Raw genomic sequence first — 26,337 nt, 5'->3', positions numbered from 1 at the left:
TCGCTCAATAGAAAACTCTTCTTCCCAAGTATAACAGATATTAAAAACGATTTCTACACCTTGAAATCCGGCTCTTTTTATGGGGTATATACATTCCACATAGTGCACCCTAATATAGGCTTAATTATTCCATAAACGCCACAACACCATCAGTGAGTTCGTTTTGTAAATCATTAGAACGGTCCTCAGAGTCAAAGCTTTCATCAAAGGTCACCACCAAGCGACGCGCTTTTGCTTTCATACCAAGTACTAGGCGCATGAACATTTTCTTCGCCCCTTCATCATCACTATACACAATATCTTGTACATCATCCACTAAGAGTAGATGTAATTTGCAGTATTCTTCCATATAATCAGCTACTTCACCATAGGTAACGCTGTCGTTGTATTCTTTGATGAATTGCGCGCCCGTTACATAGCGCACACGAATCGCTGCATTCTGTTTTACAGCCTCTTGCTCCATGGCTTTCAATAGATGCGTCTTACCCACGCCAGATTGGCCAAATACAAAAAGTACTGACTCAAAACACTTTGTAAAATCAGTCATCGCCAACGCAGATGCCATAGCGAATTTATTTTGTTCTGTTACCTTGAAAGTTTCAAATGTTTGCATAATTACTCCTTATTTCCTTGCCACAATAGAAAAGAGTGGCACTGGATTATATAATTCATCTTCTTCATCATAAATACGGCTGCTGACCGTCATATCTAAATACACTCTGGAAAAGCCTGCTTTACGAATCATGTGCACATCCCAATGGGGTCGATCCATACGACTGATGGATAGTTCTTCCGTAATGGCAATACATTCTTGCAGAGCCTCATTCGATACTGTCTCATGAATATGGTGCTGTGCTACCACAGGCACTTTCAGTTCTACCCCATAATCACCATCAATATTAATGAGTACCCCTTTGGGAGCTAGCACCCGATACCATTCCTTATAGGCTGATTCCACATCTGGCAGGGTCCAGGTTAAATTTCTCGCTAAAATCACATCGAAGGACTCATCTGAAAAATCTAATTTCATCGCATCCATACAGTGAAAGTCCACCGTACCTTGTAATGAGTCCTGCAATACCAACACTTGCTCCTTCGCCACCGCAATCATGTCTTCCGTCAAATCAATGCCGGTCACCGAATAGCCCTTTTGGGCCAGTAAAAAGGCAAAAAAGCCTGTACCCGTGCCCAAATCTAAAATCCGTTGATGGGTGTCCTTAAGATGCGGAGTAATCTCTCGCAACCATCGTGGCGCTAGATTCGATTGTAATTCCTTCATGCGCAGTGCTCCAAAATCATCGCTTCGCCCTTTCCAATAGGCCATAATTCTATCTCGTATCTGCATATACCCTCCTTGCATCGTATCGTATTATACCATGAGGAACATAGTTTTGTATGTATCTTGAGTCACGAACAGATGGATAAAGGCCTACTAAAATACCTTGAGATTCCACACTAAAGTACGTGCTCCGCAATGTGGACATACTTGCTCAGCTACTGGCATTTCAAGTGTGAAATGAACAGATCCGTCCTCATTTACTCTTGTATGTTTGATATATTCCTCTTTAATTTTAAAGATAATTTCTGTATAATTAACTGTAGACATATATGACTCATCCTTTCTTAATTGAGTGGTTGCTTTTAATGATACGGTTTGAGTTTGTATATGTCTATTTTATTGCAACAAAAAAATGTTGGTGGCTACTCTTATATGAGTAGCCCCAACATTTAGTATAGAGCCCTTATAATAACTACAAGATCTATAGAGCGTGTTTGTATACTTAACTACAAATTATAATTTATCAAAAAGATAAACTATTTTACTTCAGCCCAACCTAAAGCAGCGCGTTTTTCATCCATATCTGCCAAGATTTTCTCAGCTACTTTAGCAGGATCAGTATTTACATACATAACAGAGCCTAATGTGTGTTTAGTGTCTTCTTTCAACCATTTTGTTACAGCATCAGAGCCTTGTGTAGGTGGCTCAACGCAGTGGTAAGAGTTAATCCCCATTAGGCGGAAGCCAAGGGATGCATCGATACCTTTTTCGTTAGACCATTCAGGACTAGACATTGCAAATGGCATTTGTGGTAAGTTAAGACCTAATTCAGCCGCAATACCACCAAAGATACCAGAAGAACGAGCATTATCTACACATTCACCAACATGCCATACTGGTGGTTGATCATCACCCAAGAACTCTTGTAATGCAGGGCTACATTTTTTAATAGCATCTGTATTACAGTAACCAAGTTTCATCAATGGGAAGGATGCACAACCATTTGTTAAGATGATACAACCATTTTTAATAAGTGTATCAACGATATCTACAGTAGCTTTTTCGTAGATAACGCGAGGGTTAGAACAACCTACTACGTTAACGATACCACGAACTTTGCCAGATTTTAAAGCCTCTGCCAATGGTTTGAAGGAACCATAATGTTTAACAGTAGATTCTGGAGAGAAACCAACTTCTGCAGTGATTTCGTATGGTGGAATGAATACAGGCATACCTTTACGCAATTCATGAGCTTCAAGAGCACGATCCAAAATTTTGCGCGCCAATTCTTTTGTCTCAGACAAGTTAGTATGGTGATGATCGTAACCGATATGCTCAGCACCTGGCAAACGAGCTGCATCAGATGTAGTAATAACTTTTGTGTTAAAGCAACGTGCTACGTCCATGATAGCAGGATATACGTCTTGAACGTCAGCTACCCAGCAATCAAGAGCGCCAGTACCAAGTACAAGTTCAGCACCGATAGCATTACACAATGGAATTACATTTTCATAACGGTACATACTGGATAAGCCAGAGCAGCAAATACCGTAGAATTGGATGCCTTTAGCACCGATAGCTTTTGCTTTTTCTAAATACTCTTCGGACGCACCAATTGTACAAATTTGAGAAACCAATGTTGGTAAGTGACCATGAACAGCTATATTAACATAACCTTTTTTCAAAGCACCAATATTAACTTTGGATGTACGGCGACCGCCTTGACCGAATAATGCATCAGTAGCGATATCTGCAGCTACTACACCAGTAAATGTGAAAGCAAGACCACAACGCAAGAATTGTTTCATATTACTTTCCCAATCGCCATCTGTACCTACGGTTGTACGATGATATGCATCAAAGGCTTCATTGTATGCGGAAACAGGCAAGATATCCAAGTTTTTCCAAACTTCGCGACGCTCTGCAGGAGCCAACGCTGTAATTGTTTTATATTCACCTGGCAATGCACGGCTCAAATCTTCGAGCAATACATCCGCTAAATCATTAGCTACTTCTTTTAAAGAACGACCTTCTTCAGGGATGTTGAAAGCCTTACATACAGTACGGATTTTTTCTTCCCCTAAAATCGGAATGTCCAATTGGTCATTAGCAGCAGCTTTCAAAGAAATCAAAATTTCACGAGCATGTGCACCATGTTGAGTCAAACCACCTGCAGCAGCACGTGTCATATTACGAGCTACGATGAGGTCAGCATCGGCACCACAAACACCACGAGGACTCTTAGGTGTAATTTTACAAGGGCCCATGAAACAGATACGACAACATATACCAGCAATACCAAATGTACATTGTGGTTGTTGTTTATCAAAACGATCAAATACTGTATCGCAACCAATTTGCTCCATGCGGAGAATCATTTCGCGCACAGCAGGATCTGGTGTTTGTTCGATAACATCTTGTTTGGTAGGCCATGTTTTTCGATATTCAGCAACGGCTTTCATGTAGTCATTTACACCATGTTCATGAGGCACGCCTGGTTCATGAGTGTGTGGCACCCATTTATCCGTTGGTAGTGCTTTGTCATGACTGTGATCATGGTCGTGATGGTGACCGCCACAATGGCAATGGTCATGATGATTGTCATGATCATGATGGTGATGATGTTCGCCATGGCTATGGTCATGGGTATTTTTGTTTTCCACATCTTTACTCATAATGAACCTCCTAGGGGCCTACATAGGCCAACCGTCAATAACATGAAAACATATTCTACTTTTATTTCGATTTTTAAAACACTATACTTGTAGGTTTTAAACCCTACTCCTAAATAGGTTTTAAATTACCTTAAGTATATTCTCTGACTAGACATCTGTCAATTACTTTTTGAGATTTTTTTGACTCATTTTTATCAAGAAAGGCTGCATTTACTATATTTATCAAATCCGATATTTTCAGTTTTCCTTCACAAAGCAAAAGAGTTTAATTCCCGTAAATTTCAGGAATTAAACTCTTTAATCGATAGAATAATATAGCTAGCAAGATTTGCTCATCAAGTACGGGATAGCTTTCAGGAGCTTGAGAATAAATTATCGTCCAATCTTTCATTATCCTTTACTTATTAAACGTATATCTTTACTTTTTTTCTTAAATCTTTACTTTTTATCCTGTTTTTTATATGATAAGTAAAGATGAAAGAGGTGCCATATGTATAATTATCAAGGATTACTCCGTCTATTACAAGAACATAACCTACACAAATCTCACTTAACGCAATTACTTCACATGTCTTCAAGAACTATCGCAAAAATTTCTAAAGGTGAAAGACTTTCACCCTCAGTCATACGCAAGTTATGTGAGTACTTTTCTTGTTCCCCAACAGATCTCTACACACTAGAGTCTGACAACCCCATCCTTAAACAGTTGCGAGAAGAAAAAGAGCATGGAATCTCCGGTGGACTTTACCATGAACTGCAAGTGCGCATGACCTATAACTCCAACCACATAGAAGGCAGTAAGTTGAACGAAGAGCAAACTAGACATCTCTTTGAAACGAACACGATCCACGGAGATGAAAGTCTGTCCGTTGATGATATTATCGAAACCGTCAACCACTTCAGAGCCATCGATTACTGCATTGATATCGCAGAAGATCCTCTCACAGAAGAAAACATCAAACACCTTCACTATCTATTAAAAAATAATACTAAAGACGAAAGACTTCCTTGGTTCAAAGTAGGAAACTACAAAACACGACCGAATGTAGTCGGTGGCATAGAAACCTCAAAACCTGAGCAAGTAGCAGGAGATATACAAAATTTACTAACATGGTATACCAGCAAACAACATATTTCATTTGAAGATATCCTGGAATTTCATTTCCGTTTCGAACGCATCCATCCATTTCAAGATGGAAACGGCCGAGTAGGTAGACTCATTGCCTTTAAAGAGTGTCTAAAACACAATCTAATCCCCTTTATCATCGAAGATAGCAAAAAATATTTTTATTATCGAGGCTTAACAGAATTTTTACGTGAACCAGGATACCTCATCGATACCTGTTACGATGGACAAGACACGATCAAACGTCTATTGGAATACCTTGAGATTCCACACTAAAGTACGTAGATACAGGTAGTATTTTTTCTAGAAGTATGCTACAATATACATATAACAAGAAGAGCCATCAACGTGTCTGAGGCGTTAGGCTCATCTCAAGCAACTAAAAAATGTGATGATGCCTAACGTGTTGAGGTATGAGAGACCTCTTTTACGTTAGGCGTTTTCATTGCTTACTTATATAAGGCAATGATGTTAACTACCAATGTCAAAATAGAAATGATTAAGCTAATCTTTTCATACTTCGTCATAGTACCACCTCCTCCCATATTAGGAAGAGATGAGCCCAACTCACGTCGGCGACCCTTCTATAAACTTATTATATCACAAAATTTATCAAATCGTTTATATTATGATTTGATTTTCCTTAAGGAACACAGTGATGAGTAGAAAACTTGTGGCCGATCATACTGACTAAATAGGACAAACAAAAAAAGAGCACGGTGTGCCCCCGAACAAACAACATCCCCTGAGGAACGCAGTTACGCGTAGAAAACTTGTGGCCGATCATACTGACTAAATAAGACAAACAAAAAAGAGCACGGTGTGCCCCCGAACAAACATTATGAAATACCGTTTGAGAGGGGGTATACCGTGCTCTTTCCTTTATCTAATTAAGACCGCCACAAGTTTTTATAGCGTTACAAGAGACGTCTTATTCTGGTTGAATTGTAAAGGACAAGCTAGAGAAGTATTTAGTTTGTTCTCCTTTTGTTTCAGTTGGGAATGCTACTTCTACGCCTACTACGTTCACGCCGTTAGCAGCTACTGTAACCATTGCTTTACCTTGTGCGTCAGCTTGGCTTTCATTAGTCAAGTCGTTAAGAACGTCTTTGATCAATGGAGCGTTAGCATAAGGCATGCCATCTTTGAACACTTGGATTTCATAAGTGTCGCCTTTACGCAATGTCAATGGGTTAACACTTGGAACGATTTCGATTGGCATATTCAAACGTTCAGGTTTTACTGCTGCATTCCAGTAGTTTACATTGTATTTTACTGCATGAGTAGATTTTACCGCATTTGGTACATCTTTCATCATAGCTTTATGCATTTTGCCGTCTTTATCTTTTGTAAAGTAACCATAGTCAAATGTAGTTGCTGTTGTACCTAACATTTCATTTTTTTCGATAGTTACATTGTGCTCATGAGGAATTACTTTCACGTTTAGCGGATTATACGCTACATCATATGCTTCAAAACTTTTTACCATAGATGGCATATATCCGTTATCTACAGGACCTTCCCCTAATACTAATGTTGGTTGATCAATACGTTCTGCAAACCATACGCCATGTGCAGACGCATTTGTACCTACAGAAACTGCACCTACTAAAGCTAATGCAAGAATTGCTAACTTACTTTTTTTCATGATGGATACCCTCCTATGAAATATAAAATTTATAACACTTTTATTCTACACCTTCTGAGAATGACTAGCAAGATTTATTTTTAATTATGAATTATTTCTATAACCAAATACAATAACTATCTATATATACAAAAAACGCATACTATTCTGTTATAGAATCAACTGAACTATACTTTCAAAAACACCTAAAATCACTGCAAATACTGGACGGATGATGGCTCCTAAGAATCCAAATTGTCCCAATACCAAAATACCGATAAAGAACCATAACTGAGCGCCCAATAATTTTTCTTGCCATTCATAAGGCACATATTGCAATAGCACATAAAATCCTATAAAGCCAGGCACTGGTAACATGTTAAAGACACCAAATCCGATGCACAGTGTCACAATATAGGACATAACCATTTGTAAACCTGTGCTCACTGTGCTGACTTGCATAGCCACAGACATACCAGCATAGGCTAAGAATGCCACTAAAATATTAGCGCCTAGACCTGCTAAAGCAATTTGTATCATCCCTGTCCGTGGATTTTTAAAGTGATACGGTGAAAATGGAATTGGTTTACTCCACCCTACGCTAGCAATGAGCATCACCAAAATACCAAGCAAATCAATATGAGCAAAAGGATTGATTGTATCTCGCCCCCATTGTCTCGGTGTCGTATCCCCTAGGTGGATGGCCATCTTCGCCTGAGCATAGTTAAATATAGATATAGCAATAGCGATAGCTGGTAGCATCGCAATATAATGAATCATATCTTTCATAGTATCTCCTTCTATCATTAAAACTGTTCCTTTTATTATACACGATAGTCGTCTCCTTCCTCCATAGGTGATAGAAAATTTCCTACCAGTCATACACCCTCCTAACAGTGAGTGGACAACATGCTTCATTCTATGCATACTGAAAGTAATCTATCTTTCACAAGGAGGCATCTTATGAGGCAGCAAAAAAAGTTCATTATTCCCATTCCTTATGAATTACTATACCACCTATATGTGACGAAACACATAAGCACAAGCACTATTGCCAAGCAATTACACTGCAGTCAAAGCACTATTTGTCAACGCCTACGAGACTATGAGATTCCTTTTCACAATAGAACTCCCTGCATTCCCAAAGAAGAACTAATTGCACTCTATACAAGTGGTACATCCATCGACGCCATCGCCCAGCACTTTCATGTGTCCTCTCGAACCATCTATAGCCGTTTACATGAATGGCACCTAAAAGAACCTCGCCCTAGTTCTTCCCTAACAGCATTACCTATCTCCTATATCCTAGAATCCTACGATAAAGGATCTAGTGCCGCCATGATTGGTCGAGAATTACAGGTGGCACCTTCTACGATTATTCATATCTTACAACGTCATGGTATTCCTCTTCGAAATAGTATGAAACGCATTGACTTACCTATCGATGATATTTGTCATCTCTATACACAACACAAACTCTCTACCATTCATATTGGTAAACTATATGATGTCAAAGCCTCTACCATTGCCTCGAGATTACGAGAACAAGGGATTATATTACGTGGGAATAAAGATCAACTTCCTACATACTCCATTATTTCTGACTATGTACAAGGTACCTCCTTACAACAATTAGCGAGCACCTATCAGACTAAGTATCATACTATTCGTAATCTATTAATCCGTCATGGGGTCTATCAAAAAGCACGACGTATCCGCGACTTCGCCCATGCTATACAGATCTTCCACCAACGAGAAGGACTTTCCATAGCTGAAATTGCCACCCATTACGGATGCCATCCAGAAACGATTCGTCGCATTGTAAAAGATATATTACCTAAAGAAAAATCTATCCATTGATATCCTTGCTATGCGTTCTAAAGTAACGTATACTAAAAGTAAGTCTATCATTATTTGAAAAGGAGTTCATCATGGAGTATATCTTTGCCCTACTACCTTACTTTACGATAGGTATCGTAGCAGCGTTTATCTCCCGGTTTACGGGGATTACCATCTCATTCTTACTGGTACCGACCCTATTATATTGGGGTGCTACACCAGTAGAAGTTGTGTCATTTATGTTGACATTCACTTTGTATAATACATTCACCTTAGAAACACAGGATGTACGATTAGATTTTAAAGAGTTGACCTTCTTTCCAGGTTGGAAGTTAGCGATCCCTCTTGTTATCTCTTTTGGATTAAGTCTCGTATCTCCGCACTTATCTATCGGTTTATTTATTTTCTTCTTTATCTTGGAATTAGGTGCAGCCTTATACAAACGCATTCCACAAGCAGAGCGTCCTACCCTGCAACAAATTGGAGTTTCCTCCTTACTTGCGGCTGGTTGGACTATTGTTGGTGTCTTAGCATACCGTCATATTCCTGATACTTGGTACTTCCTATTGGTGGGGATTGCTATGTTGGGCTTAACTTGGTTTGCTTACTATGCAGGGGCTAATCGCTATGCTATGCGTCAATCTTGGACTGCTATTTGGCCATCCTTATCCTTACTATTAGGTCTATTCGGATTGGAAATCTCCTCCTATATTCATGGGGTAAAACGAAATTTTCCATCTCCATTTGATCGCATTGTGCCTATGGTCACAGTGATTGGTGCTTTTGCTGGTACCATGGTTCTGTTTGTACTAGAAAACCAATTCTCCTTGGCTTCCTTAATTGCTGCCGTTGGTTGTGCCTTCGGTATCCGCATGTTTGGATACTACGGATTCAGTAAGTCTGGCAAATTCTCTTGGTTAATCATCGGTTTAACCATCCTCATCGTGCTTTGCTTATATTTGGTAAGTCCTGCTCCAGTTGGCATGGATACAGGCAATCAATTATTACAAGCACCGATTGCAGAATAATCTATCGCTAACTATACAATGACTATACAATGACTATACAATGACTATAACAAACTATTTCCCAATACAATAAGACTGTAACAAAATAGCCCGTAAATAAAATAGAGGAAAGTTGATTAAAAGTTATCAACTTTCCTCTTTTGTATATGTAAAAGTCTATCCTTGTGGAAATGCTCCAACAAACTCCCAATCGGTTACATCTGGTATACGACTCTCTCTATCCATGGATTGTAAAGTCTCTATACACCACTTTGTAGTGACATATCGTTTTACATACATGTGATTATATCCGTCTATATCTAAAGCAATTTCCAGATTTAATTGATCTGGATGATCTTCATCCATAATAGCTTGGACAAAGTGGCAGTTTTCTTTTGGTGTGTCCCAAAACAAACTAAAGAACACGCGTTCATCTGCTACAATTTGATGTAATACCTTCTCTACATCGTGCCAAGTTCCCTGTTCATAGGTTTCTTCATCCGTCACTAACCGAAACATTAGGCTTCTCCTTGTTCAATGCGGATTACATGTCCAATACGATGGCATAATTCATCCAATTGTTCTTGCTCCGGACCTTCCGCCATAACGCGAATCAATGGCTCAGTACCAGATGGACGCACTAAGATACGACCATTAGCACCCAGTTCTTCTTCTGCTTCACGAATAACATCTTGGATGGCTGTATTCGTTTCCCAACCTGCTTTAGTTAAGACGCGTACATTCACCAACAATTGTGGGTATTTCGTCATCAAACCAGCTAGTTCAGATAGGGATTTTCCTTTTTCTTTCATAATGGATAAGGTTTGTACTGCCGTCAATAAACCATCGCCAGTGCTATTGTAATCCAAGAAGATGACATGTCCAGACTGTTCACCACCAATCGAATACCCTTCAGCTAGCATTTTTTCCAACACATAACGGTCTCCCACAGCAGTGCTACATGTTTGCATGCCCAATTCTTTAGCTGCCTTATGGAATCCGATATTGCTCATCACTGTGCCTACAATCATGTTCTCTTTCAATTTACCTTGCTCTTTCAAGTGTAAACCGCAAAGCAACATAATTTGGTCACCGTCTAAGACTTGGCCTTTTTCATCAACCATTAAACAACGATCTGCATCACCATCATTGGCAATACCAACCTGAGCGCCTTCTCTTAGCACTGCCTCTTGCAAGCCCTCTAAATGAGTAGACCCTGCATTATCGTTAATATTTGTACCCGTTGGTGTTACATTGATAGCAACTACCTCTGCTCCTAATTGGCGAAGGATCTTAGGCCCCACATAAGAAGCTGCCCCATGGGCTCCGTCATAGACTACTTTCAAACCAGTTAGCATATCACTAGTGGATACTACGAAGTTTACATATTCTTCCACCCAGTCTTGATGGTAGAAGATTTGACCAATATCACCTTTTGTTGGTCGTGGCAAGCAATCGTCTGCACTAGCTGTACATAACTTTTCAATTTCATCTTCTACAGCATCTGGCAATTTAAATCCATTACCGTCGAAAAATTTAATACCATTATCTGGATACGGATTATGGGATGCAGAAATGACAACCCCTGCAGTACATCCTTTCTGACGCACTAAATAGGCAATCGCTGGTGTCGGTGCTTCTCCTAAAATAATCACATCTCCACCTACAGCGCAGATACCAGAGGCTAAGGCATTTTCCAACATACCACCAGAAATACGTGTATCACGTCCAATTAGAAAAGTAGGACGATCTACGGATTGTCCAAAGTAAGACGCCGCTGCGCGACCTAAATGATAGGCCAACTCTGGCGTTAAAAATTCATTCACTAAGCCTCGTACCCCATCTGTACCGAATAATCTACTCATGATGATCTCCTTTCAAAGAGCCATATGTATTCATAATTAGTATGGCAGTTTCTGCCCCATCTAAAGCGGCACTCATGATGCCTCCTGCATATCCTGCACCTTCCCCGATGGGATATAATCCCTTCGTGGACTGTGAAAGTCTATTTTCGTCTCGTACGATGCGAAGCGGTGCTGATGTTCGTGTTTCCACCCCAGTCATACACACATGGTCCGCATCAAAGCCTTGTATGCGTCGCCCAAAATATGGCAACGCCTCCGCTAATGTATTCGTCACATACTCCGGCAAGCATTGACAAATATCTGCTGGTGTCACACCAGGTTCATAGCTATATGCCTCACGTTGTACGTCATTTGTCTCTGTACGACCTAAGAAATGCCCTACCGTCTGAATTGGCGCATGGTAATTGCGACCTCCCACGATAAAAGCCTGTTCTTCCCATTTTCGTTGAAAGTCCACCCCAGCTAATGGATGATCTCCAAAGTCTCGAGGTCCTACCGTGACCACCAACGCACTATTCGCAATCCCACTGTCACGAGCGTATAAACTCATACCATTCGTGACTACACCACCCTCTTCAGAGGCACTGGCAACGACTTGTCCCCCTGGGCACATACAAAAACTATAGCAAGAACGATCTTGCTCTTTATCGTGATACACCAAGGAATATTCTGCAGCTCCTAAGCCAATATCTGCTGGATGTACTCCGTATTGTGACGTGTCGATCACATCTTGATCATGCTCGATACGAACACCAATAGCAAAAGACTTCCCCTCTAAATGAACACCTCTGTCATAGAGCATACGATAGGTATCGCGCGCACTGTGACCAACCCCTAACATCACAATATCTGCAGAGATTCGTTCTGTTCCATTAATAACAACACCGGTTACAACTTGATCTTGTACTTCAATATCTGTAACCTGTGCACCAAAACGAACTTCTCCACCCCATGCAATAATCTGCTGTCGCATAGCTTTTACCATGTGGCGCAAAATATCTGTTCCTACATGAGGTTTATGTTTATATAAAATTTCTTCAGGAGCTCCAAATTCTACAAAGTACGTAGCAATCTCATGAAGTCTTGGATGGGTTACACGAGTGGTTAATTTACCGTCTGAAAAGGTACCTGCTCCACCTTCACCAAACTGTACATTCGATTCGGGTTTGAAAATACCTTCTTTCCAAAACTGTTCTACATCTAAGGTACGCTGGTCTACATCTTGACCTCGTTCTAACACGATAGGACGATACCCTTCTCGCGCTAAGTAAAAGGCAGCTAGCATTCCTGCCGGTCCAAAACCTACCACCACTGGTCGATGTTGCATAGGCATAGTACCACGCACAATAGGTTCCGGCATTTCAGGTTCCATCAAAGTAATATCTTTATACCGACTTAATTTTTTTATCAATTGTTGTTCTTGGTCTACTTCTAAGAACATAGTGTACACAAAAGTAATATGCGGTTTCTTTCTCGCATCCACAGCCCGTCGTACCACATGAATCGCTGTAATACGTCCTTGTAAAGGGCTATATTTTTTAATCAATAATTCTTCTAACCGTTCAGCATCTTGTACGGGTATCCGAAAATTTATGATACGTAACATGACAATCTCCTACATATGAGGTTCTATTTCTACTTTTACTACAACTCGGTCTGTCGACGTAGTCACACCTTCTGGTAATACAAAGCTATAGTTCCCCGTAAAACTACCTGTAGCGCCATTGACTGGAATATCAATGGTTTTCACTCCATCAATACCATTTAAAATGGATTCTTTTCCTACAATCGTCAATTCTTTTGGTTCCACTACCACTCGTTTCACTGTATATCCAACTGGCACATTACCTACTACATTGGCTTGAACAGGTACTTTTTTCTCCATACGAATACGCTCTAAATCATATTGAATTTGAGCTCCCTTTGGTGTAACCGTAAGACCTTCTACCACATTTCCAGATGTATCTACTGGCAGAATTTCTCCTACTTCAGTAAAGCTTTCACGATGTTTATCTAAATTAATCCGAATCACCGCATAAGTAGCCTTGCTCACAAGGTGAGCTGGCCCCGCAATAGTTACCGTCGTAGGCATAATTTTAGACTCTTTAATGGCAATGTCATTAGGCACTGTCCCCAATGGTTGTGCCTGCACTTGCAATTCTTTTACCATATATTCATCCACCGTAACGGTTACATTTTCAGGGGTCATACTGTCAATGAAAGTCCCTGTAGGTGCTGTAAAGTTAATGGCTATATTTTCCTGTCCTACATGAGCATTCTTTAAATTTACATAGGCTTTCAGTACAGACGGATTAATATCAAAGATAGCATTGCGAGGTCCTCGTAAATGGACACGCACTTCCGTAGGTACACCTTCTACTAAATAGTTAGGATCCAAGTTTTGCACTTGTACTGGTACAGTATATGTCATCTCTATCACAGGATTTTGGTCCTTCATAACAAATACCCACATACCAATGGCACAAAATAGACAAAATAATTTCATCCCCCAATTATGTTTTAAACCTGTTATCCAATGCATCATTTCGATTCACCTCGTTTTATCTTAAGTAAAGAACTGACTGCACTTGGTGTTGGCTCCAATAAGGACAACATAACTGTGCGCAACGTATCTTCTGTGACACCACGGTGAATCTGCCCTCCTAAGGCATAAGAAATTTGTCCCGTCTCTTCGCTAACCACTACCACTAAGGCATCACTTTCTTCACTTTGCCCCAAGGCTGAACGGTGTCGTGTACCCAATTCTTTACTCACATCACGATTTTGACTTACTGGAAGTAAGCTTGCGGCAGTCTCAATACGACCGTTACGAATAATAACCGCTCCATCATGAAGAGGAGATTTCGGATAAAACAGATTCATCAGTAGTTCACTGGTCACAAGTCCATCGATACGAGTCCCCTGCATGGATAATACATCTAACTTCATGTTTCTTTCAAAGACCATGAGAGCCCCTATCTTGCGACGAGACATACTACGGCAAGCAATAACTACTTCTTTCACAATGGATGTGAGCTCTTCTTTAGAAATTTTAGTACGGGATGAGAAAAATCCAGTACCACTACCCAATTGTTCCAAGAGACGTCGTAATTCTGGCTGAAATACAATAGGTAACGCAATCATAAGGACTGCCACACTTTGTTGCATAATCCAACTTATGGTATGCAAACCCATGAAGTGTGCCACAATATTAAGAACAACTAACACACCCAAGCCTTTTAATAAGCCTAAGGCTCTTGTATTTTTAACTAGACGATATAACCAATAAAATAGCGTCGCTACAAATATAATATCTACGATATCTAAGAACCGCAATGTGGCTAATGTAGTTTGTAATTGAAACAGCATAGAATATCTCCTATCCTTTCTAATACAAATAAGGGTACATGCTCATGCATGTACCCTTTTATTGTATCCTATATTGGTATTTTTTTCTAGTAAACCTATTGGTTATACATGGTAAGTTTCGATGAGTACGTCCATGTTACCGCCACAGACCATACCTTCTTTAATCGCCACATCATCGTTCAAATCCACATAAATACGACGAAAACGTTCTTTCTTTTTTAATGCATCTACCGCACTCAAACGAATTTCATTTTCCGCACGGCCACCACCAATGGTGCCAAAGATAGATCCATCAGGATGCACAATCATAGTAGTACCCGCTTTACGTGGTGTAGAGCCATGAGTTTGTAAAATCGTTGTCACTGCCAATGTATCTTGCTTATGTTGTTGTAGATATTCTATAAACTCATACTTCATGTGCATACCTCTTTTTCGATAAAAAACCGCCTTGTTTACGATAGGACACCGCCATGTATTCTGCTACGATGGATAGTGCTATCTCTTCTGGAGTTTGGGCTCCTAAATCTAATCCAATAGGGCCATATAACATATCTAGCTCTTGCTGTGTCCATCCTTCTTCTTTCAACACTTCAAAAGCATGGAAAATACGTTTTTGACTGCCCATCACACCCACATAGGTTGGCAACACATGACGCACTTGGTGCAAGCATATACTATCGAACTCATGAGCTCTAGTGACTACCACAATGCCCGTATACGCATGAAGGTTTAAATTATCCTTTAATGATTTAAAATCTAAATGCACTCGTTTTACACGAGAATCAAAAAAGTTTTCTTGTAAGTATTCCGATCGGTCATCCACTACGGTAACGCCACAACCAATGAATAAAAATTGGTCAGCCACACAACGGCTTACGTGACCAGCTCCTAGTATGAGGACTTCCGGATCTTTTTCTACTGGTTGTAGGAAACACTCCATATCTTCAATAGAAAATAATTGTGGCTCTATTCTTTGAGGTACTGTAAAGCCTTCAATAGCATTGCCATACACCACGTCACCAGTATGGCTATACATCACTTTATCGCCTTGTCGCTCTCCAGATAAAATCGTTACAATCAACGATGATTCATCCTTTGCCATACGTTCTTGCGCAATATCAATCAGATTCATGGTACTACTCCTTTATCTGCTCATATTCCCAAGCAGTGATGGCCTCCATCACACCACCGCCGACAGCTAATGCTTTATCTGATATAGTAAAGCAATGGCTCTCTTCACATCGTGCGTCCACATCCGCTAATTTAAAGCCTTTCGTTACTAATATATTAGAGGCTAAGATACCTCGTAAAGTGCCGGTAATTTTTGCATGCACTGGTACATCCTCTACATAGCCTATGATAGAACCCGCCTCTACTTGATCTCCAATATGACTTTTCGCTACAAATAGACCTTCCGTTGGGGACTTTATCACTCGTTCATGAGTATAGCCTCCCACATTTCCAGGAATCCCCGTATTGGCTAAAGCTGGACCCTCATAAATACATCGTCCTAAGGTATGACCACGCATAGTTTCAACTACAACATGCACATCCTTGCCAGCATTGAATCCGGGACCGCATCCAATGACTAAAGGAGCATCACTTTTTTGAGTTCCCACATTTCGCTTCGCCAAAATGGCATCCACTACAATAGTTGGCTTCATCGTGGTTAGTACTGTTTCATAAGGCTCAGTGACCACAGGAATTGCTTCCCGACTAGCTAATAATTTCGCTACATCTTGTAAGGGTACATGACGTGAGCGCAATCGCTCTAAGATCATTTCCCCTCGATGCACTGCATTCCCATAGGACACTTCTCTACGAATCATGGTAGGAATCGTAATTTCATTAATCACAACAGGATACCCTGCTCGCCACAATCGATAAATAGCGCCAGATGCCACATCTCCACCGCTACGGATGAGAATCATTGGTTTCATAACGTCCTCCTTCGCTCACAATACGATCATAGTCTTCTTTCGTATCAACATCTATACCACTATGCATAGTGCATTGCCTTTCAAGCCATACATATGTAACATGAGGAGCTCCTTCACCTCTCAAAATGACACGCCCTCCCATATCTCCAGTAATTAAGCGTAATGCATCCGCCCAATATCTCCCAAATACTACGGGATTACCTCGTTCTTGGTTCGGTCCATACTGTGGTTGTACAATGGCTTTCTCGTCGCCAATGTCTCTGAAAGTATTACACAAGTCGTCAATGACTTGCACATTCAATAGAGGTTGGTCAATCACACCACATACGATTGCCTCTAAACGTTCTTTCTGTGTGTGTTCCCATTGCAATAAGGCCTCTACTCCTAATCGGATAGATGTGCCCTGCCCCCATTGTGGATGCTCATTAGGCACAGGAATCCCCTGTACCTTATGCACCATATCCTCCACACCCATACATGGGTCAATAACTACCGCTAGAGGTTGTATCCTGCTATACTTCGAGAGGGCACTCTCTAGCAAGGTATGTCCTTGATAGGTCAACAATTGCTTAGCACATCCCATACGCTTCGATTGTCCAGCCCCTAATAATACACATCCTATTGCCATGTTAGTATCCTTTGTATGCAACAATTTTCACGATATCCATTAGCCAACACCACTTTGTGCAATGAAAGGGATTGCAAAGCTTGTAAAAATGCATCCACCACTGTTGAATCCACCGTATCACAACCTGTACAGAATACGATTCGTTTCCCCCGAGCATATTGAAAGACACCTTGCTCGTGTCGTAGCAGTCTCACAACTCCTTCTGGAGTTATCCTATCCCCTAATGGAATCTCCATGATAGCCTGTACTTCTTCTATGCGATGTACATAGTCCTCTGTGAGCGGTTTGCCTAACACCTGCATATTCACTACTGCAATGGTAGTCGCCGTTTTAGTCGGTATCACTGGTTCATGAGGTTTAGGGGCTTTTAACCACTTAGTTTTCGCTCCATCTGCCTCTATGATAATCGACCAATCTGGATGACGCTCTTGTACTCTATCTAGCAACTCTGGATCTAATCCTAGTACCTTATGACCTGCTACGGATTGAAACCAAGAACCCATCCGTCCTTGTGCCAATTGTTGTTCTATATGAGTTTCACCAAGTGTTAGGTCATCCCCATAGTAGGGGTTCCAAGGAGCCACTTGTTCAGATCCCATCTTTGTTGTAGTCGATACCACTACTGGTCGCTCTAGACTAACTGCCACAGCACCTAGTTTAGATACAACAGTTGTTTTGCCACCAGCCCCTACGACAGCAAGTATCCCAGGTTCTAGTAAGGACTCCCAGTACTTCCTATCACTCATCTTGACTCTCCTATTACTTACTCTACTTATTTTTTTGTAACGCCATATATACGCGTTCTGGAATCATTGGCAATGTAGTGACCTCAGCACCTGTAGCATTCAAGATAGCCCCTTGAATAGCTGGACAAGATGTATTGATAACAACTTCCCCAATGGATTTAATACCGTAAGCACCAGTTGGTTCATAGGATTCCACAAAGTCTACACGAACATTACCAGTATCTAACCGTGTTGGTAATTTATAATGCATGAAATTGTTTGTTTCTAACACACCACGAGACGAATAGCGAATTTCTTCATATAATGCCATACCGATACCTTGCACAACACCACCTTCTGTTTGTACAGTGGCTAGGTTTCTATTGACAACAGTACCACAGTCAACTACCGCATAGTAGTTTTCAGGCGTTACTTTACCAGTTTCAAGGTCTACTTTCACCTCTGCAATACCCACCATGAAAGGAGGTGGAGATGTTTGACTACCCCAAGTAGCCATACCGCTTAAGTAATGTCCTTTCGGGCCTGATACAAGTTTCGGTGCTAACTCTTTAGTAGTCATTGTTTTGGAACCATCTTCAGTCCACACTTTTTCCCCATCAAACGAAAGTGTACTTGGATTCACTTCTAAGATACGACCAAATTCTTGCAAGATTTTTTCTTTCAACTCATCACAAGCCAGTTTCGTAGCAGTCCCTGTCACATAAGTCGTACTCGATGCATAAGATCCCGGATCGAATGGTACTACGTCAGTATCTGCTTCATAGACAACCATCATATCCATGGGACAGCCCAAAGTTTCACAAGCAATTTGTGCTAACGCCGTATTGGATCCTTGGCCCATATCTGTCGACCCCGTAAATAACATATACGTACCGTCATCAAGCATGCGCACTTCTACCGAGGCAGAGTCAATATTGGCAATCCCCGATCCTTGGAACGCAAGAGCTACTCCTAAACCACCCCTATAGCGGTCATCGATTTTCCATGATTTTGGACGATTGTCCCAGTGAGACATTTCTTTCGCTTTTTGGATGGCTTCTTTCAATAGACCAGATGCCAACACTTCACCTGGATGGAAGGATTGCGCAGTTTCCCCTACACCAATTAAGTTTTTCAATCGTAAATCAATTTCGTCCACACCCATAGCATGCGCCAACTTCGTAATAGCACACTCCAGTGGCCACAAGGCTTCTGTAGCACCATACCCACGGAACGCACCGCCTGGCATATGGTTTGTATACACTACATTAGATTCATAACGAATCGCTTTCGTTTTGTTATATAGAGGCAAGGATTTATGTTCTCCTGCTGTGAAAGTTGTCAACGCATGACTACCATGTGCTCCTGCATCGGATACAGCTACCATGTCAATAACTTGGATAATACCATCTTTTGTGGCACCTACACGAACTTTCCAATCCCTTGCATGTCGGCTAGTGGAACAGTTATTCGCTTCGTGACGATCGTATACGATATAGGATGGTTTTTTTAATTTCCATGTGACAAAAGCTGGGAACATTTCTGTACAACCCGTTTGTTTAGAGCCAAAACCACCGCCAATACGAGGCTTGATAACACGAATTTGAGCCGCAGAAAGCCCCAAAGCATGCGCCACATGTCTACGAATATGGAATGGTACCTGTGTCGAACTTGTAATCACAAGACGATTAAATTGGTCTATGGTAGCAAAGGTCCTAAAAGTTTCCATCGCCGATTGTAAGGTGGCTTGGTCAAAGTAAGACTCTTCTACCACATAATCACATTTTTCCAATTCCGTTTCTAAATCACCCACTACATGACTATAGGAACAAGCAATATTTCGCTTAGGGTCTCCTCCTACTGGGAAGTTATAGTGAAAGTCATCTTCAGCGTGAATGATGCTAGGATGATCGATAGCTGTATGCATATCCAAGACTGGTTCATAGACCTCATATTTTACTTTGATAAGAGGCATAGCTTTCAATGCTGTCCGTTCATCCACAGCCACGACTAAAGCTACTTCATCCCCCACATAGCGAACCACTTGATCTAAAATCAACATATCATACGCAGATGGCTCTGGATAACTTTGACCAGCTAAGGTAAATCGAGTTTGTGGCACGTCTTTATAGGTATATATTGCTTCCACACCAGGTATTTTTAAAGCGGCATCAATATTAATATCCACAATTTTAGCAAAGGCATGAGGACTGCGAAGTATCTTAATACATAAGGCATTGGATGGAATAAAATCTTCTGTATAGGCGGCTTTACCACTTAAAATCGTTGTGGAGTCTGTTTTTTTATAACTTTGTCCTAAATGTTTCATAGTGTTTTGCCTCCTAAAAATTTACGAATCCCTCGCATATGCGATTCATAACCAGTACAACGGCATAAATTGTTGTTTAGGTAAGCTTTAATTTCCTCATCAGTAGCATTTGGGTATTTACGGCTTAATGCAATGGCACTCATCATCATGCCAGTTGTACAGTAGCCACATTGATCAGCCCCTTCTTCAGCCAAACAATCCGCTAATTCTGCAGCTTCCTCCGCTACACCTTCTAAGGTAGTGATTTCATGACCCACAGCTCTGAATGTAGGGTATGCACAAGATAATATAGGATCACCATCTACCCATACAGTGCATAAACCGCAGTTTGTTGTATCACAGCCGCAACGTACACTGTAAAAGCCTAAGTTACGCAATGTTTCTAATAACATTTCATCCGTTTCGATGAGAATATTTCGTTTCACTCCGTTCACTTGTAACATTATTTCCATTGTGCCACCTCTTTTACCAATCGTTTAAACATGTTTTTTGCCATCTCTAAGCGATACTCTGCACTTGCATGTGAGTTACTTTGAAAGGATAAATCCTCTTGAATCAAGATTACCGCTTCATCCAAAGCATCCAATCCTTTTTCATTAATAATCTGGCAGGATTTCGCAGCTAATGCTGGTTTACCTGGTCGACAACCAATATATACCGAGTAGCCTTGATCATCTAATCGTGCAGATCCCGTTAAATAAGGAAAATCTGAAGTAGATTTCCGTAATGCTTCAATCGCTACGGGTACTTCTTGTTTTGGCACAATAATTTCAAGTAATAAATCTCTTGTTCCATACGTTAAATATTGTTCTATCGGCATACGGCCCGCTTCAAACAAACGTACTTCTGCTCGTAATGCTAATAAGGCAGGAATAATATCAGAGAAACCGAACTTTGCTGCTACCGATCCCCCCATGGTAGCCATACTGCGGAATTGAACACCTAAAATATCTTTCACAGCTTTTGGGAGCACTCCTCTACAGAATGTTTTAAATGGTTCGTACACCTCTACATCTCGTTGTGTAGCCATGGCACCAATGCGGTATTCCGTTTCGTCCTCTACAATATAACGGAGACCTAATTCAGACAAGTCAATCACCATAGGCCATTTACGATTTCCCAATCGCGTCCAGCAACCACCAGCTAAGATAGGTGCCATCTTTTGCTTCACCATGAGTGCATGTGCCTCTTCTACTGTTTTAGGCTGTTGCACTTGCATAAACATAAGCATACTTATACCTCCTGACTCCAACATCTCTATATCCTTATTGTACCATGTATATGAAGATTTTGGCATATGAATTATCTCAGATACTAAGCATCTATATATGCATAATCCATATACATCATATGTTACTCACAATCATTGCTATAAAAATAGGCATACACAAACTACTTCGAACTACAATGAATCTATCATTATTCGAGACTAAGTTTATGTATGCCTAATATCAACTTTATATGAGATATAGTTTGCAAGATGTTTAATTACTTTTATAGATCTCTCTATATCCTTCTGTTTGTTTCTCTACAACCTGCTCTATATCTTCTAAAATATCTTCAGGAATGTCTTCAACAATGCATCGATCCACTTGGAAAATTGCACATGTACCACAAGAAGAGCTTAACCACCTCGGTACAGGCTGTAAATGTACAGTAATCGCTCTTTGTTTACAAAACTGTTCAAATTGTATAGCTCCAAAATGAGAATAAAATGTTGCTACATATTCCATATTATTGTTTTGTAACAGTGAGGATATACTCACCATTCTCTTCTTTAGACACGATTGTATAACCTTGAGCCAATACAAATCGAGTAATATTTTCTACCGCTGTTTTAGAATCAGATTGCACAGTATATTGACTTTCACCTGATGCCATTGCTTTTTGTACCATAATAACTGGTTCTGGACAAGATAGTCCTCTTACATCAATCATGCTTACCTCCTATGTTTCCTATTTACGCATATTTTTAACAGCAATTACTAAGGCAATCACAAAACCTACACCTACCGCAATTTGGCCCGCTACTGGAACACCTGTACCAGTGGCTGCTAATCCAAAGTTATGTGCGAATGCTGCGCCTGCTGCTAGGCCCACTACTGTAATTGTGGAATCGGAGTTACCTTCACCAGATAAGATTAATTGACGCAATGGACAACCACCCATTAATGTACAGCATAAACCTGCCAAGGCCATACCTAAGAAGTTCCACAATCCATCTGTATGCGCAATTGGTTGTTTCACAAAACCAGGATGGAAGTTACCTACAGAAATGTTCACTAGGAACGCTGCTACAAGAATTGCAATAAAACCAAGAATTAATTTTGTTTCTTTAAATAGAATGATATCCCGGATACCACCTACCATACAAAGACGGCTATATTGTGCCAAGCCACCTACTACTAAACCAGCTGCCAAAGAAATCCACAACGGAGCATGAATGGCACCTGGTCCTTTTTCAGTAAAGAAAATGAACGCTGGCGCTGCCACCACAAGACCTAATAGAATCACCTGTGCTGCTGGCATAATATAGGAGTCCATTTTAGATACAATATAGGTTCTACCCAAGGAATAACCACGTTTTAAGAATACTGTGCCTACTGCAATACCACCTGTGAATCCTAATAGACCCATGATTGCATTCCAGTCACCACCTGCTAAGCGCAAAATCATACGGAATGGACATCCTAAGAAAATAAGACAACCAATCATAGTAAAGAATCCTAAGGTAAATCGTGTTGCTGGAGCGGAACCACCTTTAGCAGATCGCTCTCCACGGAACCAAGATAATAAAAAGGCTCCTAACACTAATCCAATAATCTCTGGTCGAATATATTGAACTGGTGCTGCTCTATGCAGACCCAAGCCACCTACAGAATCACGAATGAAACAGGCAATACAAAAACCCATATTTTGTGGGTTTCCCGCTAGCACTAACAAACTAGCAATCGCACCAATAATTAATCCAGCAATAATAATTCTTTGCTTTTCACTTATTACACTCATAGTACCTCTCCTACTAAACATTACCTCTTCGACTAGTTTACTTCAGTCCCTACAAATTGATATTTTGCACGCATTACTTTATACTAATTATAATATACATATTAAAAGGAGTTATAATTATGAAGTCTATCTATGCAGATAATAGCAGTACCTCTTTCCCGAAAGCGCCCACTGTAGCGCAAGCTATGTATGATTACATTTCCTATAATGGAGCTTCTGTTCATCGCTCCTCTAACGAAGATGCGTACCAAGTGGAACGTTTGATCCTAGAAACACGCCAACAGTTACAACAACTATTAGGTGGACCTAGTCCAAAATACATCATCTTTACTCCCAATGTGACAACTAGTCTAAATATGGTCTTACAAGGTCTTTTTTCCGCTGGTGATCACCTCCTAATCTCCAGTTTAGAGCATAACGCAGTCATGCGTCCGCTCCATCAATTATCTATGAAAGGTGTTTCTTACTCCACTATTCCAAGCACACCTCAAGGTAAAATGATTACCTCCACCTTAGAATCACTTCTCTTACCTACTACAAAGGCTATTCTAGTGACTCATGTCTCTAATGTATGCGGTACCATACAACCTATCGCTGAACTCGGAGCTTTTTGCAGAGAACACAATCTATTATGTATCGTAGATGCTGCCCAATCAGCTGGTATCTTACCTATCCATATGAAAGATATGAATATCGACATTCTATGCTTTACTGGTCATAAAGGGTTACTTGGACCTCAAGGCATCGGCGGCTTTCTCCTTACTAAAGATGTAGCTCATCAAATACAGCCCATACTAAGTGGTGGCACAGGCAGTTTTTCTCATACCTTAGAGATTCCCACTACCTTTCCCGATCGCTTTGAACCAGGTACGCCCAATATTCCTGGAATCCTCGGCCTCCATGCTAGTCTATCCTATCTCAATACAATAGGTATCGAGAGTATTTACCAACATGAATTGTCTTTGACCAAGCAATTCATATGTGGTTTGCAAGAATTATCGAAATATACTATTCACGGAATTCCCGACATTCAAAATCGGATAGCCGTGATTTCTATTTCTCCTACTCATTGTGATCCAGCAGAACTGGCTCACAAACTGGAACAAGATTATCATATTATCACTAGAGTTGGGTTGCACTGCGCTCCTACTGCTCATCAAGTACTAGGTACCTATCCTAGAGGAACAGTTCGCTTTTCCTTTGGCTACCACAACACAGCTGATGAAGTAGATACTATATTAAATAGCTTAGATCTATTACAACACAAACACCCTTATAGCTAGAATATTACATATTAAAAATAAAGTAAGCACCAATTATACATATAATTGGTGCTTACCTATTTTCGTGCTACTTTCTGTATAAAGAAAGCACTTATATATGTAACCTAAGTCTAACCATATACAGTATTTTGATTAAATAGATTGATTTCTACGAACTTTACGTTCTGCTTTCCATTTATCCAAACGAGCAATCGCTTTTTCACGACGAGTTTTTTGGACCACATGCGTTTCATTGCCATAGCCATTTAACAATACATTAAGAATGACTGCCATTAAGCTACCGAATGTAATACCACTATGAAGAACAATTTTTAACCATTCAGGGAAATGATTATAGAAACTTGGTACTGCTAACGGAATCATACTCACACCAATACTGATGGCTACAATCATAAGATTGTAAGTACCATCAAATTGTACTTTAGATAAAGAGCGAATACCACTCGCAATAATCATACCAAACATAGCAATACCAGCGCCACCTAATACAGGGTTAGGAATACTTGCTACAACCGCTGCCATTTTAGGGAATAATCCTAATGCTACTAAAATAACACCAGAAGCAGCTACTACGAAACGGCTTTTTACGTTTGTTACAGCTACTAAACCTACGTTTTGCGCAAATGCTGTATGTGGGAAACTATTTAAGAATCCACCAATCATAGTTGCAAAACCATCTGCACGTAAGCAATCAGCCAATTCTTTTTTACCAATTGGTTTCTCAACGATTTCACCAATTGCAATACAGTCACCAGTCGTTTCTGTCATAACAACAAGCATAACAATGACCATAGAAATAATAGAGGAAAATTCAAATGTTGGCCATCCGAACGCTAATGGTGTTACGACTGCAAACCATTCTGCTTGACCAACGGCCCCTAAGTTAGCTACACCCAGTGCCATTGACGCTAATGTTCCAACTACTAAACCTACTAAAACTGCTACATTACTCCAGAATCCTTTACCAAATCGATACACTGCTACTACGATTGCCAATGTTAAGGTAGCCAGTAGCAAGTTAATTGGACTCGCAAATTCAGGTGAACTAGGGTTACCTCCCCCTACCCAACGAACGGATACAGGCATTAATGTAATACCGATAATTGTAATAATAGTACCTGTAACTACAGGTGGAAAAAAGCGGATTAAACGACTAAATAGATGAGAAATCAAGAATGTGACTATCCCGGCTACGATAACGGCCCCGTAAATACTTGTCATACCATGCTCTTGACCAATTAAAATCATTGGAGATACCGCAGCAAATGTAATCCCTTGAATCAAAGGAATTTTTGCGCCGATTTTCCAAAATCCTAACGTTTGGATCAAAGTGGCAATACCACAAGTAAATAAATCTGCGTTAATTAATTGAATCAACTGCGCCTCTGATAACCCCATAGCTTGTGCTATGATAATTGGAACCGCTACTGCTCCTGCATACATTGCCAATACGTGTTGTAAACCGTAAGCAAACAATTTAGGAATTGGTAACATTCCGTCTACATGATTAACTCCCTGAATTTGATGTGCCATATGAATCACCTCATATTACTTAATAGAATATACTAGTCTTATGCTTATATCATGTTTTGAATTTTAGACATCATCTGATGAAGTAGCAAGCACTCCCATACTT

At 40.4% G+C, this 26,337-nt stretch carries 27 protein-coding genes; 4 read left to right on the top strand and 23 right to left on the bottom strand.

Annotated features, from left to right (window positions below):
• Nucleotides 1-124: 124 nt before the first annotated feature.
• The 4 genes from EO112_RS05775 to cooS all read right to left on the bottom strand — a co-directional run bounded on the left by EO112_RS05775 (nucleotide 125) and on the right by cooS (nucleotide 3,954).
• On the bottom strand, nucleotides 125-613 hold the full coding sequence (locus EO112_RS05775) for a DnaA ATPase domain-containing protein (protein WP_062401650.1): 489 nt from the start codon (nucleotides 611-613) through the stop codon (nucleotides 125-127).
• Nucleotides 614-622: 9 nt separating this feature from the next.
• Nucleotides 623-1,345, bottom strand: coding sequence for a class I SAM-dependent methyltransferase (locus EO112_RS05770; RefSeq protein ID WP_062401647.1), 723 nt, complete (start codon nucleotides 1,343-1,345; stop codon nucleotides 623-625).
• 87 nt (nucleotides 1,346-1,432) lie between these two features.
• A complete protein-coding gene (locus EO112_RS08280; protein WP_156439334.1) occupies nucleotides 1,433-1,606 on the bottom strand; it encodes a hypothetical protein in 174 nt (57 codons plus the stop codon).
• Nucleotides 1,607-1,815: 209 nt separating this feature from the next.
• The gene (gene cooS / locus EO112_RS05765; RefSeq protein ID WP_062401644.1) at nucleotides 1,816-3,954 is read right to left on the bottom strand and encodes an anaerobic carbon-monoxide dehydrogenase catalytic subunit; all 2,139 of its coding nucleotides are present in this window, start codon (nucleotides 3,952-3,954) and stop codon (nucleotides 1,816-1,818) included.
• A gap of 490 nt (nucleotides 3,955-4,444) precedes the next feature.
• Here cooS and EO112_RS05760 point away from each other — a divergent pair, with 490 nt between their 5' ends.
• The gene (locus EO112_RS05760) at nucleotides 4,445-5,356 is read left to right on the top strand and encodes a Fic family protein (protein WP_126940390.1); all 912 of its coding nucleotides are present in this window, start codon (nucleotides 4,445-4,447) and stop codon (nucleotides 5,354-5,356) included.
• A gap of 655 nt (nucleotides 5,357-6,011) precedes the next feature.
• Here EO112_RS05760 and EO112_RS05755 read toward each other — a convergent pair.
• Nucleotides 6,012-6,728 (bottom strand): DUF4198 domain-containing protein, encoded by a 717-nt coding sequence (locus tag EO112_RS05755; protein WP_127163386.1) that lies wholly within the window; start codon nucleotides 6,726-6,728, stop codon nucleotides 6,012-6,014.
• 150 nt (nucleotides 6,729-6,878) lie between these two features.
• Nucleotides 6,879-7,496 carry a site-2 protease family protein gene (locus EO112_RS05750; protein ID WP_127061440.1) on the bottom strand — a complete coding sequence of 206 codons (618 nt, stop codon included), beginning with the start codon at nucleotides 7,494-7,496 and terminating at the stop codon, nucleotides 6,879-6,881.
• Nucleotides 7,497-7,670: 174 nt separating this feature from the next.
• Between EO112_RS05750 and EO112_RS05745 the strand changes: the two genes are divergently transcribed.
• Nucleotides 7,671-8,567: a helix-turn-helix domain-containing protein gene (locus EO112_RS05745; RefSeq protein WP_164723953.1), complete on the top strand. Its 897-nt coding sequence runs from the start codon at nucleotides 7,671-7,673 to the stop codon at nucleotides 8,565-8,567.
• Between the two features lie 71 nt (nucleotides 8,568-8,638).
• A complete protein-coding gene (locus tag EO112_RS05740; RefSeq protein ID WP_127135716.1) occupies nucleotides 8,639-9,574 on the top strand; it encodes a hypothetical protein in 936 nt (311 codons plus the stop codon).
• Between the two features lie 156 nt (nucleotides 9,575-9,730).
• Here EO112_RS05740 and EO112_RS05735 read toward each other — a convergent pair whose 3' ends face one another.
• The 16 genes from EO112_RS05735 to yedE form a co-directional block, all read right to left on the bottom strand.
• The gene (locus EO112_RS05735) at nucleotides 9,731-10,072 is read right to left on the bottom strand and encodes a hypothetical protein (protein WP_126940393.1); all 342 of its coding nucleotides are present in this window, start codon (nucleotides 10,070-10,072) and stop codon (nucleotides 9,731-9,733) included.
• Nucleotides 10,072-11,418 (bottom strand): phosphoglucosamine mutase, encoded by a 1,347-nt coding sequence (gene glmM / locus EO112_RS05730; RefSeq protein ID WP_062401625.1) that lies wholly within the window; start codon nucleotides 11,416-11,418, stop codon nucleotides 10,072-10,074. Before glmM ends, EO112_RS05735 begins: the two co-directional genes overlap by 1 nt.
• Nucleotides 11,411-13,024, bottom strand: a complete 1,614-nt coding sequence (locus tag EO112_RS05725) for an NAD(P)/FAD-dependent oxidoreductase (protein ID WP_127163382.1) — start codon at nucleotides 13,022-13,024, stop codon at nucleotides 11,411-11,413. Before EO112_RS05725 ends, glmM begins: the two co-directional genes overlap by 8 nt.
• Before the next feature lie 9 nt (nucleotides 13,025-13,033).
• Nucleotides 13,034-13,963 carry a YbbR-like domain-containing protein gene (locus tag EO112_RS05720; protein WP_127163380.1) on the bottom strand — a complete coding sequence of 310 codons (930 nt, stop codon included), beginning with the start codon at nucleotides 13,961-13,963 and terminating at the stop codon, nucleotides 13,034-13,036.
• The gene (cdaA, locus tag EO112_RS05715; protein WP_009353264.1) at nucleotides 13,960-14,787 is read right to left on the bottom strand and encodes a diadenylate cyclase CdaA; all 828 of its coding nucleotides are present in this window, start codon (nucleotides 14,785-14,787) and stop codon (nucleotides 13,960-13,962) included. The genes EO112_RS05720 and cdaA overlap by 4 nt, the downstream gene beginning before the upstream one ends.
• Before the next feature lie 102 nt (nucleotides 14,788-14,889).
• Nucleotides 14,890-15,204 carry an XdhC family protein gene (locus EO112_RS05710; protein ID WP_009353318.1) on the bottom strand — a complete coding sequence of 105 codons (315 nt, stop codon included), beginning with the start codon at nucleotides 15,202-15,204 and terminating at the stop codon, nucleotides 14,890-14,892.
• Nucleotides 15,194-15,919, bottom strand: coding sequence for an XdhC family protein (locus EO112_RS05705; protein ID WP_127163378.1), 726 nt, complete (start codon nucleotides 15,917-15,919; stop codon nucleotides 15,194-15,196). Before EO112_RS05705 ends, EO112_RS05710 begins: the two co-directional genes overlap by 11 nt.
• A 4-nt stretch (nucleotides 15,920-15,923) precedes the next feature.
• Entirely contained in the window at nucleotides 15,924-16,727 is an 804-nt protein-coding gene (gene yqeB, locus EO112_RS05700; protein ID WP_127163376.1) for a selenium-dependent molybdenum cofactor biosynthesis protein YqeB, read from the bottom strand.
• Entirely contained in the window at nucleotides 16,702-17,355 is a 654-nt protein-coding gene (locus EO112_RS05695) for an NTP transferase domain-containing protein (RefSeq protein ID WP_127163374.1), read from the bottom strand. Before EO112_RS05695 ends, yqeB begins: the two co-directional genes overlap by 26 nt.
• Complete coding sequence (gene yqeC, locus EO112_RS05690) at nucleotides 17,346-18,101, bottom strand: selenium cofactor biosynthesis protein YqeC (protein ID WP_127163372.1); 756 nt, start codon at nucleotides 18,099-18,101, stop codon at nucleotides 17,346-17,348. The genes EO112_RS05695 and yqeC overlap by 10 nt, the downstream gene beginning before the upstream one ends.
• A 22-nt stretch (nucleotides 18,102-18,123) precedes the next feature.
• Entirely contained in the window at nucleotides 18,124-20,409 is a 2,286-nt protein-coding gene (locus EO112_RS05685) for a xanthine dehydrogenase family protein molybdopterin-binding subunit (protein WP_127163370.1), read from the bottom strand.
• Nucleotides 20,406-20,861: a (2Fe-2S)-binding protein gene (locus EO112_RS05680; RefSeq protein WP_009353384.1), complete on the bottom strand. Its 456-nt coding sequence runs from the start codon at nucleotides 20,859-20,861 to the stop codon at nucleotides 20,406-20,408. The genes EO112_RS05685 and EO112_RS05680 overlap by 4 nt, the downstream gene beginning before the upstream one ends.
• Nucleotides 20,852-21,640 (bottom strand): xanthine dehydrogenase family protein subunit M, encoded by a 789-nt coding sequence (locus EO112_RS05675; protein WP_127163368.1) that lies wholly within the window; start codon nucleotides 21,638-21,640, stop codon nucleotides 20,852-20,854. Before EO112_RS05675 ends, EO112_RS05680 begins: the two co-directional genes overlap by 10 nt.
• A gap of 253 nt (nucleotides 21,641-21,893) precedes the next feature.
• Nucleotides 21,894-22,142: a DUF3343 domain-containing protein gene (locus EO112_RS05670; RefSeq protein ID WP_126940403.1), complete on the bottom strand. Its 249-nt coding sequence runs from the start codon at nucleotides 22,140-22,142 to the stop codon at nucleotides 21,894-21,896.
• Nucleotide 22,143: 1 nt separating this feature from the next.
• Nucleotides 22,144-22,347 carry a sulfurtransferase TusA family protein gene (locus tag EO112_RS05665; protein ID WP_127163365.1) on the bottom strand — a complete coding sequence of 68 codons (204 nt, stop codon included), beginning with the start codon at nucleotides 22,345-22,347 and terminating at the stop codon, nucleotides 22,144-22,146.
• Nucleotides 22,348-22,365: 18 nt separating this feature from the next.
• Entirely contained in the window at nucleotides 22,366-23,418 is a 1,053-nt protein-coding gene (yedE, locus tag EO112_RS05660) for a YedE family putative selenium transporter (RefSeq protein ID WP_127163363.1), read from the bottom strand.
• Nucleotides 23,419-23,537: 119 nt separating this feature from the next.
• Between yedE and EO112_RS05655 the strand changes: the two genes are divergently transcribed.
• Nucleotides 23,538-24,701, top strand: a complete 1,164-nt coding sequence (locus EO112_RS05655) for an aminotransferase class V-fold PLP-dependent enzyme (protein WP_127163361.1) — start codon at nucleotides 23,538-23,540, stop codon at nucleotides 24,699-24,701.
• A gap of 132 nt (nucleotides 24,702-24,833) precedes the next feature.
• On the opposite strand, the gene EO112_RS05650 is transcribed toward EO112_RS05655, so the two are convergent.
• Nucleotides 24,834-26,234 carry a nucleobase:cation symporter-2 family protein gene (locus tag EO112_RS05650; RefSeq protein ID WP_009353298.1) on the bottom strand — a complete coding sequence of 467 codons (1,401 nt, stop codon included), beginning with the start codon at nucleotides 26,232-26,234 and terminating at the stop codon, nucleotides 24,834-24,836.
• Nucleotides 26,235-26,337 lie beyond the last annotated feature (103 nt).

Source organism: Veillonella sp. VA141 (assembly GCF_003992175.1).
Taxonomy (GTDB): Bacteria; Bacillota; Negativicutes; order Veillonellales; family Veillonellaceae; genus F0422.
The sequence above is the reverse complement of the archived record's forward strand: the minus strand, read 5'-3'. Positions and strand labels throughout refer to the sequence as shown.

Coding starts and splice junctions, on each gene's coding strand:
- EO112_RS05775 (WP_062401650.1), bottom strand. CDS start 613: ATGCAAACATTTGAAACTTTCAAGGTAACAGAACAAAATAAATTCGCT.
- EO112_RS05770 (WP_062401647.1), bottom strand. CDS start 1,345: ATGCAGATACGAGATAGAATTATGGCCTATTGGAAAGGGCGAAGCGAT.
- EO112_RS08280 (WP_156439334.1), bottom strand. CDS start 1,606: ATGTCTACAGTTAATTATACAGAAATTATCTTTAAAATTAAAGAGGAA.
- cooS (WP_062401644.1), bottom strand. CDS start 3,954: ATGAGTAAAGATGTGGAAAACAAAAATACCCATGACCATAGCCATGGC.
- EO112_RS05760 (WP_126940390.1), top strand. CDS start 4,445: ATGTATAATTATCAAGGATTACTCCGTCTATTACAAGAACATAACCTA.
- EO112_RS05755 (WP_127163386.1), bottom strand. CDS start 6,728: ATGAAAAAAAGTAAGTTAGCAATTCTTGCATTAGCTTTAGTAGGTGCA.
- EO112_RS05750 (WP_127061440.1), bottom strand. CDS start 7,496: ATGAAAGATATGATTCATTATATTGCGATGCTACCAGCTATCGCTATT.
- EO112_RS05745 (WP_164723953.1), top strand. CDS start 7,671: ATGAGGCAGCAAAAAAAGTTCATTATTCCCATTCCTTATGAATTACTA.
- EO112_RS05740 (WP_127135716.1), top strand. CDS start 8,639: ATGGAGTATATCTTTGCCCTACTACCTTACTTTACGATAGGTATCGTA.
- EO112_RS05735 (WP_126940393.1), bottom strand. CDS start 10,072: ATGTTTCGGTTAGTGACGGATGAAGAAACCTATGAACAGGGAACTTGG.
- glmM (WP_062401625.1), bottom strand. CDS start 11,418: ATGAGTAGATTATTCGGTACAGATGGGGTACGAGGCTTAGTGAATGAA.
- EO112_RS05725 (WP_127163382.1), bottom strand. CDS start 13,024: ATGTTACGTATCATAAATTTTCGGATACCCGTACAAGATGCTGAACGG.
- EO112_RS05720 (WP_127163380.1), bottom strand. CDS start 13,963: ATGATGCATTGGATAACAGGTTTAAAACATAATTGGGGGATGAAATTA.
- cdaA (WP_009353264.1), bottom strand. CDS start 14,787: ATGCTGTTTCAATTACAAACTACATTAGCCACATTGCGGTTCTTAGAT.
- EO112_RS05710 (WP_009353318.1), bottom strand. CDS start 15,204: ATGAAGTATGAGTTTATAGAATATCTACAACAACATAAGCAAGATACA.
- EO112_RS05705 (WP_127163378.1), bottom strand. CDS start 15,919: ATGAATCTGATTGATATTGCGCAAGAACGTATGGCAAAGGATGAATCA.
- yqeB (WP_127163376.1), bottom strand. CDS start 16,727: ATGAAACCAATGATTCTCATCCGTAGCGGTGGAGATGTGGCATCTGGC.
- EO112_RS05695 (WP_127163374.1), bottom strand. CDS start 17,355: ATGGCAATAGGATGTGTATTATTAGGGGCTGGACAATCGAAGCGTATG.
- yqeC (WP_127163372.1), bottom strand. CDS start 18,101: ATGAGTGATAGGAAGTACTGGGAGTCCTTACTAGAACCTGGGATACTT.
- EO112_RS05685 (WP_127163370.1), bottom strand. CDS start 20,409: ATGAAACATTTAGGACAAAGTTATAAAAAAACAGACTCCACAACGATT.
- EO112_RS05680 (WP_009353384.1), bottom strand. CDS start 20,861: ATGGAAATAATGTTACAAGTGAACGGAGTGAAACGAAATATTCTCATC.
- EO112_RS05675 (WP_127163368.1), bottom strand. CDS start 21,640: ATGCTTATGTTTATGCAAGTGCAACAGCCTAAAACAGTAGAAGAGGCA.
- EO112_RS05670 (WP_126940403.1), bottom strand. CDS start 22,142: ATGGAATATGTAGCAACATTTTATTCTCATTTTGGAGCTATACAATTT.
- EO112_RS05665 (WP_127163365.1), bottom strand. CDS start 22,347: ATGATTGATGTAAGAGGACTATCTTGTCCAGAACCAGTTATTATGGTA.
- yedE (WP_127163363.1), bottom strand. CDS start 23,418: ATGAGTGTAATAAGTGAAAAGCAAAGAATTATTATTGCTGGATTAATT.
- EO112_RS05655 (WP_127163361.1), top strand. CDS start 23,538: ATGAAGTCTATCTATGCAGATAATAGCAGTACCTCTTTCCCGAAAGCG.
- EO112_RS05650 (WP_009353298.1), bottom strand. CDS start 26,234: ATGGCACATCAAATTCAGGGAGTTAATCATGTAGACGGAATGTTACCA.